This is a genomic window from Tardiphaga sp. (assembly GCF_041424195.1).
Classification (GTDB): domain Bacteria; phylum Pseudomonadota; class Alphaproteobacteria; order Rhizobiales; family Xanthobacteraceae; genus Tardiphaga.
This window is the reverse complement of the sequence record NZ_JBGMOE010000123.1, coordinates 1-12,034: the sequence shown is the minus strand read 5'-3', so window position 1 is coordinate 12,034 and position 12,034 is coordinate 1. Positions and strand designations below refer to the sequence as shown.

At 61.7% G+C, this 12,034-nt stretch carries 14 protein-coding genes; 12 read left to right on the top strand and 2 right to left on the bottom strand.

What is annotated here, in order from left to right; all coding sequences use genetic code 11:
- The first annotated feature begins 173 nt into the window (after window positions 1-173).
- The 4 genes from dapA (at window position 174) to ACEK02_RS16930 (ending at window position 2,737) form a co-directional block, all read left to right on the top strand.
- On the top strand, window positions 174-1,067 hold the full coding sequence (gene dapA / locus ACEK02_RS16945) for a 4-hydroxy-tetrahydrodipicolinate synthase (RefSeq protein WP_371422750.1): 894 nt from the start codon (window positions 174-176) through the stop codon (window positions 1,065-1,067).
- A gap of 99 nt (window positions 1,068-1,166) precedes the next feature.
- Complete coding sequence (gene mscL / locus ACEK02_RS16940) at window positions 1,167-1,583, top strand: large conductance mechanosensitive channel protein MscL (protein WP_371422749.1); 417 nt, start codon at window positions 1,167-1,169, stop codon at window positions 1,581-1,583.
- Window positions 1,584-1,649: 66 nt separating this feature from the next.
- Window positions 1,650-2,123 carry an SsrA-binding protein SmpB gene (smpB, locus tag ACEK02_RS16935; protein WP_068732465.1) on the top strand — a complete coding sequence of 158 codons (474 nt, stop codon included), beginning with the start codon at window positions 1,650-1,652 and terminating at the stop codon, window positions 2,121-2,123.
- A gap of 38 nt (window positions 2,124-2,161) precedes the next feature.
- Complete coding sequence (locus ACEK02_RS16930) at window positions 2,162-2,737, top strand: peroxiredoxin (RefSeq protein WP_371422748.1); 576 nt, start codon at window positions 2,162-2,164, stop codon at window positions 2,735-2,737.
- On the opposite strand, the gene ACEK02_RS16925 is transcribed toward ACEK02_RS16930, so the two are convergent.
- Both ACEK02_RS16925 and ACEK02_RS16920 read right to left on the bottom strand, forming a co-directional pair.
- Window positions 2,734-3,444: a uracil-DNA glycosylase gene (locus ACEK02_RS16925; RefSeq protein ID WP_371422747.1), complete on the bottom strand. Its 711-nt coding sequence runs from the start codon at window positions 3,442-3,444 to the stop codon at window positions 2,734-2,736. The two genes, ACEK02_RS16930 and ACEK02_RS16925, sit on opposite strands and share 4 nt — an antisense overlap.
- Window positions 3,425-4,051 (bottom strand): NYN domain-containing protein, encoded by a 627-nt coding sequence (locus ACEK02_RS16920; RefSeq protein ID WP_371422746.1) that lies wholly within the window; start codon window positions 4,049-4,051, stop codon window positions 3,425-3,427. Before ACEK02_RS16920 ends, ACEK02_RS16925 begins: the two co-directional genes overlap by 20 nt.
- Before the next feature lie 368 nt (window positions 4,052-4,419).
- Here ACEK02_RS16920 and rpoZ point away from each other — a divergent pair, with 368 nt between their 5' ends.
- The 8 genes from rpoZ (at window position 4,420) to ACEK02_RS16880 (ending at window position 11,753) form a co-directional block, all read left to right on the top strand.
- Complete coding sequence (rpoZ, locus tag ACEK02_RS16915) at window positions 4,420-4,812, top strand: DNA-directed RNA polymerase subunit omega (RefSeq protein WP_068732476.1); 393 nt, start codon at window positions 4,420-4,422, stop codon at window positions 4,810-4,812.
- Window positions 4,813-4,965: 153 nt separating this feature from the next.
- The gene (locus ACEK02_RS16910) at window positions 4,966-7,287 is read left to right on the top strand and encodes a bifunctional (p)ppGpp synthetase/guanosine-3',5'-bis(diphosphate) 3'-pyrophosphohydrolase (protein WP_371422745.1); all 2,322 of its coding nucleotides are present in this window, start codon (window positions 4,966-4,968) and stop codon (window positions 7,285-7,287) included.
- A 31-nt stretch (window positions 7,288-7,318) separates the two neighbouring features.
- Window positions 7,319-8,083 carry a pyridoxine 5'-phosphate synthase gene (locus ACEK02_RS16905; protein WP_371422744.1) on the top strand — a complete coding sequence of 255 codons (765 nt, stop codon included), beginning with the start codon at window positions 7,319-7,321 and terminating at the stop codon, window positions 8,081-8,083.
- On the top strand, window positions 8,080-8,499 hold the full coding sequence (gene acpS, locus ACEK02_RS16900; protein WP_371422743.1) for a holo-ACP synthase: 420 nt from the start codon (window positions 8,080-8,082) through the stop codon (window positions 8,497-8,499). Before ACEK02_RS16905 ends, acpS begins: the two co-directional genes overlap by 4 nt.
- A 308-nt stretch (window positions 8,500-8,807) precedes the next feature.
- Window positions 8,808-9,566, top strand: a complete 759-nt coding sequence (gene lepB / locus ACEK02_RS16895) for a signal peptidase I (RefSeq protein ID WP_371422742.1) — start codon at window positions 8,808-8,810, stop codon at window positions 9,564-9,566.
- The gene (rnc, locus tag ACEK02_RS16890; protein WP_371422793.1) at window positions 9,563-10,384 is read left to right on the top strand and encodes a ribonuclease III; all 822 of its coding nucleotides are present in this window, start codon (window positions 9,563-9,565) and stop codon (window positions 10,382-10,384) included. The genes lepB and rnc overlap by 4 nt, the downstream gene beginning before the upstream one ends.
- The gene (gene era, locus ACEK02_RS16885) at window positions 10,374-11,327 is read left to right on the top strand and encodes a GTPase Era (protein ID WP_371422741.1); all 954 of its coding nucleotides are present in this window, start codon (window positions 10,374-10,376) and stop codon (window positions 11,325-11,327) included. The genes rnc and era overlap by 11 nt, the downstream gene beginning before the upstream one ends.
- A 33-nt stretch (window positions 11,328-11,360) precedes the next feature.
- Entirely contained in the window at window positions 11,361-11,753 is a 393-nt protein-coding gene (locus tag ACEK02_RS16880) for a hypothetical protein (protein WP_371422740.1), read from the top strand.
- Window positions 11,754-12,034: the final 281 nt, after the last annotated feature.

Sequence of the window (12,034 nt, the reverse complement as noted above, 5' to 3'; positions counted from 1 at the left end):
CACCGCGGCGAAATCACGGCTGAATAGCCGGCAAACCGCGCTGAAACCGGCCGGAAACCGACCTGAAACCGCCCTGGGCGGTCTTTCGCCGCAGCCGCAGACTCGATAAGACTTGCAGTTCAATCAATCGGTTCAAGCAGACGGCTAAAGCCGCATCGCGTTCGGAGCAGACCATGGCAGCCACCAAGACGAATTTCCGGGGGTCTTACACAGCTCTGGTCACGCCGTTCAAAGACGGTGCGCTGGACGAGGCAGGCTTTCGCGCGCTCGTCAGCTGGCAGATCGCGGAAGGCAGCAACGGTCTTGTTCCGGTCGGTACCACGGGCGAGAGCCCGACGCTGAGCCACGAAGAGCATTACAAGGTCGTCGAATGGTGCATCGACGAAGCCAAGGGCCGCGTGCCGGTGATCGCCGGCGCCGGGTCCAACTCCACCAAGGAAGCGGTGGCACTGGCAAAGCACGCCGAGAAGGCTGGCGCGGATGCCGTGCTGGTGGTGACGCCGTATTACAACAAGCCCACGCAAGAGGGCATGTATCAGCACTTCAAGGCGGTGAACGATGCGATCGGCATTCCGATCATCATCTACAATATTCCGCCGCGGTCGGTCGTCGATATGTCCGTCGACACAATGGCGCGCCTGTATGAGCTGAAGAACATCGCCGGCGTGAAGGATGCCACTGCCGATCTCGCGCGCGTGTCCAAGCAGCGTCACGCCATGGGATCGGATTTCATCCAGATGTCCGGCGAAGACATGACCGCGCTGGCCTATATGGCGGCGGGTGGCCATGGCTGCATTTCGGTGACGGCGAATGTTGCGCCGAAGCTGTGTGCCGAACTGATGTCGTTGGTGCTCAAGGGCGACTATGCCGGGGCGCTCAAGATCCAGGATCGCCTGACGCCGCTGCATGACGCGATCTTCAAGGAGCCTGGTCTTGCCGGCGCCAAGCATGGGCTCGGATTGCTGGGCCGCATCACGGAGGAGGTGCGTCTGCCGCTGCTGACGGTGACGCCGCCGACCGGCAAGGTGATCCGCGACGCCATGGTCTTTGCCGGCCTCATCAACTAGGCATCTGCATCAGTCAGATATCGAGTGACTTTGGCTGCGTCATCGTTCCTTATTTGTAAGTGCGTCCCCGTTACTCGTTGAAAACAAGAGGAATTGCAGATGCTGAAGGAATTTCGCGATTTTGCAATGAAGGGCAACGTGGTCGATCTCGCCGTCGGCGTGATCATCGGCGCAGCCTTCGGTGCCATCGTCTCGTCGATGGTCGCCGACATCATCATGCCGGTCATCGGCGCCATCACCGGCGGTCTCGATTTCTCGAATTACTTCACGGGTCTTTCCAAAACCGTCACGGCAACCAATCTGGCCGATGCCAAGAAGCAGGGCGCCGTGCTGGCCTGGGGCAACTTCCTGACCCTCACGCTGAACTTCATTATCGTCGCCTTCGTCCTGTTCATCGTCATCCGCTTCATGAACCAGCTGAAGCGCAACGATGCCGCCAAGCCGGCTGAACCGCCGAAGCCGACCCGCCAAGAAGAATTGCTGACCGAGATCCGCGATCTGCTCAAGAAGGCCTAAGCCCGGAGCTTGGGCCGGGCGTTTGCGGTACTTATATTCGGTCAGGTACGCTGAAAGTATTGGACGATGGCCGAGAAGAACGAACGCCCGATCAAGGTGATCGCAGAAAACCGCAAGGCGCGGTTCAACTACGCCGTCGAGGACACGGTCGAGGCGGGCATCGCCTTGACCGGTACCGAGGTGAAGTCGATCCGCAATGGCAAAAGCACGATTGCGGAATCCTATGCTGATCCAAAGGACGGCGAGATCTGGCTGATCAACTGCAACATCCCTGAATATCTGCAGGCAAATCGCTTCAATCACGAGCCGAAGCGGCCGCGCAAGCTGCTGCTGCATCGCAAGCAGATCAACAAGCTGATGGGTGCGGTAGAACGTCAGGGCATGACCCTTGTGCCGTTGAAGATGTACTTCAACGAACGCGGCCGGGTTAAGCTGCAGCTGGCGCTGGCCAAGGGCAAGCAGCTCCACGACAAGCGTGCGAGCGAGAAGGACCGCGACTGGGGCCGCGAGAAGGGCCGTCTGCTCCGCGCGAGAGGCTGAGGCTGGGCGTCGCCCATCCCCGCAGACAAGAGGATGAGATGACGCAAGGTAACCTGCTCGAAGTCGACTGGAGCAAGATCCCGGCACCGGAAGACGATGGCGCCGCCAATCATCTGATCGGTATGACGATCCCGCCGGTCAGCCTGCGTGCCACCAACGACACGGCCGTGATACTGTCCGAACTCAAGGGCCGCACCGTGGTGTTCGGCTATCCGCGCACGGGCGAGCCCGGCAAGATTGCTCTCGTGGACGACTGGGACATGATCCCCGGCGCGCGCGGCTGTACGCCGCAGACCTGTTCGTTCCGCGATCTGTTTGCGGAGTTGAAGGCTGCAGGCGCAAAGCATGTGTTCGGCCTGTCGACACAGAGCAACGAATATCAAACTGAAATGGCCGGGCGGCTGCATCTGCCGTTTCCGGTGCTCTCGGACGAGCAGCTTGAACTGAGCGATGCGCTCAGGCTGCCGACCATGGTGGTCGCCGATCTCACGATGATCAAGCGCATGGCCATGATCATCGACGACGGCAAGATCACCCATGTGTTCTATCCGGTGTTTCCACCGGACCGGAACGCAGGCGACGTGCTGGAGTGGCTGAAGGCCAACCCGGTCTAAGCCTGCGCCAGATCCGCCTTCACCCGCGCGAACACCGCCCGGAACATCTCGGGTGTCAGCACGCGCGTGTTCGTGTTGTAGCGTGAGCAGTGATAGCTATCGTAGAGCTTGAAGCGGCCGACATCGTGGACGGCGCCGTGCGCAAAAGGCGCTGTCACGGCGCGAATGCCAAGCGTCCTCAGCATCGTGTCATGGGCGACGCGGCCGAGGAGGACGATGGCCCGCAATCGTGGCATCGTGTCCATGGTCGCGATCAGGAACGGCCGGCATGTCGTGATCTCGACGGGCAAGGGCTTGTTCTGCGGTGGTACGCAGCGCACCGCATTGGTGATCCGGCAATCCTGCAGCGTCAGCCCGTCATCGGGGCGGGCTCCGTAGGTGCCCGCAGCGAATCCGAAATCGAGCAGGGTCTCGTAGAGGAGGTCGCCGGCATAGTCGCCGGTAAAGGGGCGCCCGGTGCGGTTGGCGCCCTGCACGCCGGGGGCGAGGCCCACGATCAGGAGGGCAGCATCGGATGTGCCGAAAGACGGCACGGGTCCGTTGTAGCCGTCAGGGTCGCGCGCGCGCACCTCTAGCCGATACTCGACGAGGCGGGGGCACAGTGGACAATCGCGCCCGGGATCGGTGGAAGTACCAGCGGAAATCGTGGTTGCGACCACCGCCGGCTGTTGTCGGCTGAGTTGCGTCTTAGTCTTCGAAATCTTCATCGCCTCGTGGCGCCATGGTGGTCGCGCGCTGCAGGAATTGCGGCGTCTGGTGACGCGGTTCGCGCGGAGCAGGGCGCTCTGCCGGGTCGCGGCCAAGCTTGCTCTGCAGCTCCATGAGATCGGTAAACACGTCTGCCTGCCGGCGCAACTCGTCGGCGATCATGGGCGGCTGGCTCGAGATCGTGGATACGACAGTCACGCGGACGCCGCGGCGCTGCACGGCCTCGACCAGGGAGCGGAAGTCGCCGTCGCCCGAGAACAGCACGATCTGGTCGACATGTTCGGCCAGTTCCATGGCATCGACAGCCAGCTCGATGTCCATATTGCCCTTCACCTTGCGCCGGCCCGACGCATCGATGAATTCCTTCGTGGCCTTGGTCACCACCGTATACCCGTTGTAGTCGAGCCAATCGATCAGCGGGCGAATCGAGGAGTATTCCTGATCTTCGATGATGGCGGTGTAATAGAAGGCCCGGACGAGGGTGCCGCGGCTCTGAAATTCCTTGAGGAGGCGCTTGTAGTCGATGTCGAAGCCAAGCGTCTTGGCGGTCGCATACAGGTTGGCGCCGTCAATGAAGAGAGCGATCTTGTTAGACGTGAGGGGCATCAAGTTTTCTCATGTGGTGTGTTGTTGTTAGCGTTTTTGGCGCGACTTCGTCGTTGCGCATTTGAATCACATTTGTCGTCCGCTCTGCGTCGGATCGAGCTTATTGACGCCACGCAATCAGCTGGTCTGGAACTGCTCGAATATGCCGATCCATCTGCCCTTGCAATGAAGCCTTTTGGTGTCGAGATATTTGCTTCTGGCCAGATGGATGCCGCCGCTTCTGCGGCTTTCAGAGGGTACCATAGTGAGGCAGAAAACCAAGCCAAGCGGGCGCAATTCCAAATTGGTCCTTGCGGATGCCGCAAAGCCCCTATACCTACGGCACTTAATCATCATATTCGGTCCCACAACAAACGGAGCGACATTTTATGGCGCGCGTAACCGTCGAAGATTGCATCGATAAGGTCGACAACCGGTTCGACCTGGTGCTGCTGGCAGCACACCGGGCACGAATGATTTCGTCCGGTTCACAACTTACGATTGATCGCGACAACGACAAGAATCCCGTTGTTTCGCTGCGCGAAATCGCCGATCAGACCATCTCCCCGGAAGATCTCCGCGAAGAACTGGTCCATTCGCTGCAGAAGTTCGTCGAGGTCGATGAGCCCGAGCCGGATACGATTCCGCTGATCGGCTCCGCCGGCGCCAGCGTCGATGCCGACGATACCGAAGTGGCTGTCGAGCGCATGACCGAAGAAGAGCTGCTCAAGGGCCTCGAAGGCCTGGCTCCGCCGGAAGAGCAGCCCGAGGAAGACGAGTAAAACGAGACACACGGTTATTTGCTTAACCGTCTTGATCATCGGCTATCACAAAGGCCCGGACATGCGTCCGGGCCTTTGCTTTTGCAGTCCGTTTCAGGGCAAACTTGAGATGAAGAATCCAGGTCGCTGCTGACCGGATCGAACGAGGCTAGGATGGCGACTTCGCGCCGTAATAGACGGCAGATGCAGGCTGCGAACGACACGGTCGCCGCGGTCCCGCCAGTTTCGCCTGAAGCACAGTCCGCAGAGACGCCAGTTCCGGCCAAGGTGCCGCGCACGTCCCGTGTCCGGATGATGCGGCAATATGACCTGGTGGACCGCGTCCGGGCCTATAATCCGAATACCGACGAGGACCTGCTCAACCGCGCCTATGTCTATGCCATGGTCGCCCATGGCGAGCAGACGCGGGCCTCGGGCGACCCGTATTTCTCCCATCCGCTGGAAGTGGCGGCGATCCTCACCGACCTCAAGCTCGACGACGCCACCATCGTGGCGGCGCTGCTGCACGACACGATCGAGGACACCGAGGCGACCCGGACTGAAATCGACAAGCTGTTCGGCGCCGAGATCGGCGCGCTGGTCGAGGGGCTGACCAAGCTGAAGCGGCTCGAACTGGTGTCGCGCGAAGCCAAGCAGGCCGAGAACCTGCGCAAGCTGCTGCTGGCGATCGCCGACGACGTCCGCGTCCTGCTGATCAAGCTTGCGGATCGTCTGCACAATATGCGGACGATGGAGTTCATGCCGCCGGCCTCGCGCCGCCGCATCGCCGAGGAAACCCTCGACATCTATGCGCCGCTCGCCGGCCGCATGGGTATGCAGGCGATGCGCGAGGAGCTCGAGGAGCTGTCGTTCAAGGTGCTCGATCCCGACGCCTATCTGGTGGTGATGCAGCGCCTGGACTCGCTGACCGAGCGCAATCAGAACCTCATCGACATGATCGAAAGCCATCTCTCCACGAAGCTGGAGAAGAACGGCATCACGGCGCGGGTCACCGGCCGGCGCAAGAAGCCGTTTTCGATCTGGACCAAGATGAAGCGCAAGTCGGTGGGCTTCGAGCAGTTGTCGGACATTTACGGCTTCCGCGTCGTGTTGAAGGACATGGAGGCGTGTTACCGCGCACTCGGGGTGGTGCATACCACCTGGCCCGTGGTGCCCGGCCGCTTCAAGGACTACATCTCGACGCCGAAGCAGAATGATTATCGCTCGATCCACACCACCGTGATCGGCCCCGGCAACCAGCGCGTCGAATTGCAGATCCGCACCGAGGACATGAACAGCATCGCCGAATACGGCATCGCGGCGCATGCGTTCTACAAGGACGGGATCGGCTCGCCGACCGAAATGCTCAAGCGCGAATCCAACGCGTTTTCGTGGCTGCGCCACACCATCGGCATTCTCTCGGAGAGCACCAATCCGGAAGAATTCCTGGAGCACACCAAGCTCGAACTGTTCCACGACCAGGTGTTCTGCTTCACCCCGAAGGGCAAGCTGATCGCGCTGCCGCGCAATGCCAATGTGGTCGACTTCGCCTATGCCGTGCATACCGACGTCGGCAACAGCGCGGTGGGTTGCAAGATCAACGGTAAATTCGCGCCGTTGTCATCCGAATTGCAGAACGGCGACGAGGTCGAAGTGCTGACCTCGGCCGCACAGCAGGCGCCGCCGTCTGCATGGGAAGGTCTTGCGGTCACCGGCAAGGCGCGCGCCGCGATCCGCCGCGCGACGCGAACGGCGGTGCGTGATCAATATGCCAGCCTTGGCCGGCGTATCGTCGAGCGCCTGTTCGTGCGCGCCAAGATGGAATATTCGGACGACCAGCTGAAGGGCGCGCTGCCGCGTCTGGCGCGCACCTCCATCGACGACGTGATGGCCTCGGTGGGGCGCGGCGAATTGCGCGCCGCAGACGTCGCGCGTGCGATGTATCCCGACTACAAGGAAGAGCGCATCGGCCGCTTTTCGGCCAACAACAAGAAGTCCACGGCGGACAAGGTGAGGACGCCCGATGGCGCGGCGCGCTTCACCTCGATCATCTCGATCGGCGGCGTCAATTCCGACCTGCCGGTGAAGTTTGCGCCGAACGGTGGCGCCGTACCGGGCGACCGCATTGTCGGCATCGTCACGCCGGGCGAGGGCATCACGATCTATCCGATCCAGTCACCGGCGTTGAAAGACTTCGAGGAAGAGCCGGAGCGCTGGGTCGATGTGCGCTGGGATATCGATGAATCCTCGCCGCAGCGTTTTCCGGCGCGATTGTTCCTGCAGAATGTCAACGAGCCCGGCAGTCTCGCGCAGATCGCTCAGGTCATCGCCGACCATGACGGCAATATCGACAATATCAGCATGCACCGCCGCTCGCCCGATTTCACCGAACAGACCATCGATCTCGGCGTCTACGACCTCAAGCATCTCAGCGCGATCATCAACCAGTTGCGCGCCAAGGCCGTTGTGGCGAAGGTCGAGCGGGTCAATGGTTAGCGTCTCACCCTAGGTCTTCTGGAATTCCGTCATGTCCTCTTCCTCGCTGCGCCTCGGCGTCAACATCGATCACGTCGCGACCCTGCGCAATGCGCGGGGCGGCAAGCATCCCGATCCCGTCCGCGCGGCGCTGGAAGCCATCTCCGCAGGGGCCGACGGCATCACGGCGCATCTGCGCGAGGATCGTCGCCATATCCGCGACGCCGACATGGAGCGGTTGAAGGCGGAGATCTCCAAGCCGTTGAATTTCGAGATGGCGGCGACGCCGGACATGGTGCGGATTGCGTTGTCGGTGAAGCCCCATGCGGTCTGTCTGGTGCCGGAGCGGCGCGAAGAACTGACCACCGAAGGCGGGCTCGATGTGGTCGGCCAGCGGGAATCGCTGGAGCCGTCGATTGCGCGTTTCACCGAAGCCGGCGTGCGGGTGTCGCTGTTCATCGCGGCGGACCCGAAGCAGATCGAGATGGCGGCGCAGCTCAAGGCGCCGGTTATCGAATTGCACACGGGCGCCTGGTGCGATGCCATCACCGATGGCGATACGGCCAAGGCCGCCCACGAGTGGCAGCGCATTGTTGCTGGCGCGAAGCTGGCGAAATCCGCAGGCCTCGAAGTCCATGCCGGCCATGGCCTCGATTATGCCACCGCGGAGACGATCTCGGCGCTGCCCGAGATCATGGAGCTGAACATCGGCTACTATATGATCGGCGAGGCACTGTTTATCGGTCTGTCCGATACCGTGCGTCTGATGCGCGCGGCGATGGATCGCGGGCGGATGCAGTCCAAGAGCGCGTCATGATCATCGGCATCGGCTCCGATCTGATCGACATCACGCGCGTCGCCAAGGTGATCGAACGCCATGGCGATCGCTTCCTCGATCGCATCTTCACCGAAGCCGAGCGGGCGAGGGCGCAGCGCCGCGCCAAGAGCGAGAAGATGGTGGTCGCGACCTATGCCAAGCGTTTTGCCGCCAAGGAGGCCATGTCCAAGGCCCTTGGCACCGGCATCCGGCAGGGGGTCTGGTGGCGGGATATGGGCGTCGTCAATTTGCCCGGGGGGAAGCCCTCCATGAAGCTCACCGGCGGGGCGCTGGCCCGTCTGCAGGCCCTGATACCGCCCGGCCACGAGGCCCAGATCGATCTGTCGATCACGGACGATTGGCCGCTGGCGCAGGCTTTCGTCATAATTTCGGCCGTCCCTTCGCCCAAATCCTGAGCCAAGTGTTGGGCCAAGTCCTGATGGCAGGCCGAGAGGCCGCCGGAAGCGGCGAGACGACCGACCGGCACGCCGGACCGACGGGACATGGCGGCTTTTCGGGGCGGTTCATTGCACCGTTACCAACAACCGTTTAAACCAGCGACGACACCGAACAGACGCCAATTCTCGTTGATGCCGCTCGAGGCTTTTGCAAGACCTTGCCGTAACTGTATGAATTCAATGCATTTTGAGCGCCGGGCGTGACGCCGCGCGGTTCCGAAATGCGCTACCAGCCGCGCGGTGACGCTGCGGGAATCGGGAAAGCGATGAGCGTGACATCCGGGACTAAGACTGAAAGCGGCGTCGGCGAGACTATCCGTGTTGTCATCAACGCATTGCTGATCGCGCTGGTGATCCGGACCTTCCTGTTCCAGCCCTTCAACATCCCGTCTGGCTCCATGAAGGCCACGCTTCTGGTCGGCGATTACCTGTTCGTCTCGAAATATTCCTACGGCTACAGCCACTATTCGATCCCGCTGTCGCCGAATATCTTCTCCGGCCGCATCTTGGGTTCCGAGCCGTCGCGCGGTGACGTCGTGGTATTCCGTCTGCCGAAGGACGATAGCACCGACTACATCAAGCGCGTGATCGGGCTGCCCGGCGACCGTGTCCAGATGAAAGAGGGGCTGCTCTACATCAACGAGAAGCCGGTGCAGCGCGAACGCATGAGCGATTTCGTCGGCGAGGATCCGTGCGGCTCCGACGCCACGGCGCGGGTGAAACGCTGGAAGGAAACGCTGCCGAACGGCGTCACCTATGAAACGCTCGATTGCGTCGACAATGGATTCTACGACAACACCAATGTCTACACCGTGCCGCCCGGCAACTTCTTCATGATGGGCGACAACCGCGACAATTCGACGGACAGCCGCGTGCTGTCGGCCGTCGGCTATGTGCCGTTCGAGAATCTCGTCGGTCGCGCGCAAATGATCTTCTTCTCGATCGCCGAGGGCGAACACGCATGGCAGATCTGGCGCTGGCCGACCGCCGTACGCTGGAATCGAATTTTTTCTATCGTGCGATGACCGACGACTCCAGAAATCCCATCGAGACCGCGCCGAAGACCGACGAACCTAGCTCGACGACCGAGGCTGCGCCGGAGACGGCTGCTGCCCGGAAGAAGAAGGCACGCGCAGCGGCAAAGGTCGCCGCAGCCGAGATCGAAACGCGTATCGGCCACAGCTTCAAGGATCCGCTGCTGCTGGCGACAGCCTTCACCCATGTGTCGGCCCTGAAGTCGCAACGCAGCCGGACCGAGAGCTATCAGCGCCTCGAATTTCTCGGCGACCACGTGCTCGGGCTCGTGGTCTCCGACATGCTGTTTCGCGCCTTCCCGAATGCGGATGAAGGCGAGTTGTCGAAGCGGCTTGCCGACCTCGTGCGCAAGGAAGCCTGCGCCGATGTTGCGCGGTTGCTTGGCCTTCTCGAGGGCATCAAGCTTGGCACGGTCGGCGCGGGTGCCGGTCAGCGGTTGCGCAAGTCTGTGCTCGGCGATATCTGCGAAGCCGTGATCGGCGCGATCTTTCTCGATGGTGGCTATCCGGCGGCGGAAAGCTTCGTGCAGCGTAACTGGACCGAGCGCATGCGCAAGCCGGTGCGTCCGCTGCGCGATCCCAAGACGGTGCTGCAGGAATGGGCCCAGGGCCGTGGCCTGCCGACACCGGCCTATCGCGAGGTCGAGCGCTCCGGTCCGCACCACGATCCGCATTTCAGGATCGAGGTGGATGTGAAAGGTTTTGCGCCTGCCGAGGGCGAGGGCGGCAGCAAGCGCGCCGCCGAAAAAGCCGCAGCGCAGGCGATGATTGCGCGTGAAGGCGTCAGCAGTGGCGGCAATGAAGGATGATGTCGTGAACGATGCTGAACCAGACCATGAGTCCGAAGGGACACCTGCCGAGACCCGCTGCGGCTTCGTCGCGCTGATCGGCGCGCCCAATGTCGGCAAGTCGACGCTGGTCAATGCGCTGGTCGGGTCCAAGGTCACCATCGTCTCGCGCAAGGTGCAGACCACCCGCGCGCTGATCCGCGGCATCGTGATCGAGAACCACGCCCAGATCATTCTGGTCGATACGCCGGGCATCTTCCTGCCCAAACGACGACTCGACCGCGCGATGGTCAAGACGGCGTGGAGCGGCGCGCATGATGCCGACGTCGTCTGCGTGCTGCTCGATGCCAAGGCAGGCATCAACGAAGAGGCCGACGCGATCTTCAACCAGCTTGCATCAGTCAATCACCCGAAGATCCTCGTGATCAACAAGGTCGATATCGTCTCGAAGGAGAAGCTGCTCAAGCTGGCGCAGATGGCCAACGAGCGCATGAAGTTCGAAGAGACCTTCATGATCTCGGCGATGACCGGCGACGGCGTCGATGACCTGCGCCGCAGGCTCGCGGCCGACGTGCCCGCCGGGCCGTATCATTATCCCGAAGACCAGATGTCGGATGCGCCGATGCGGCATCTCGCAGCGGAAATCACCCGCGAGAAGATCTTCCGCCAGTTGCATCAGGAATTGCCGTATCAGTCGACGGTGGAGACCGACAGCTGGACCGAGCGCAAGGACCATTCCGTGCGCATCGAGCAGACGATTTTCGTCGAGCGCGACAGCCAGCGCAAGATCGTGCTCGGCAAGGGGGGCGCCACCATCAAATCGATCGGCGCTGATGCGCGCAGGGAAATCACCGAGATCGTCGGGCACCCCGTGCATCTGTTCCTGTTCGTGAAGGTGCGCGAGAACTGGGGCGACGATCCCAATCGTTATCGCGAAATGGGCCTCGAATTTCCTCACGAGTAGTCGAGGAGCGATGATGGAAGTGCAGCCGACACGATGACCGCTCCCGCCGACCTTCCGAAGAACGTCTTCTATTTCGAGGTGCTGCTCTACACGTCGCTGATCCTCGACGCGCTGTCGATCGCGTTCCAGGATCGCACGCCGGACCTCACAATGTCCGACAGCACCATCATGGCAGCGAACCTCGTCGCCGCCGGCATGTTGTTGTTCTTCGTCTGGCTGGTCTGGTTCGCAGCCTATCGCCGCAAGAGCTGGCCGCGCTGGGTGCTGACCGTGTCGCTGGCCTTCTCGGTATTGTCGCTGTTCCAGGTGCTCGGCGTCTACGGGCTGCAGTTCGACAGCGCGATCGAGATCGTGTCCTGCATCCTGACCGGGCTCGGACTATATTGCGCCTTCACCGGTGACGCGCAGGACTGGTTCAAGGCATAGGCGACCACAGGCGTCTCGCAAGATGATCGCGTAGCTTCTTGCGCAGCTTGCTTATGTGGCTTCGATGACATTTCAAACATTTTTTCCTATATCTATTGACAAAATCCCCATCTTGATTATTTTCCGCTTCGTCCTGCCCCACCGAGAGGGGCGATCGCGATCGTCACGATTGCGGGGCGGGATGCGGTGGACGCCGGAGATGCGGCGTCACGGGATGTGTGGGTACCGGCTGTCTGCGGGCAGGCCGCATCGTCTGTGGTCAGGATACCACTGGGACAGGC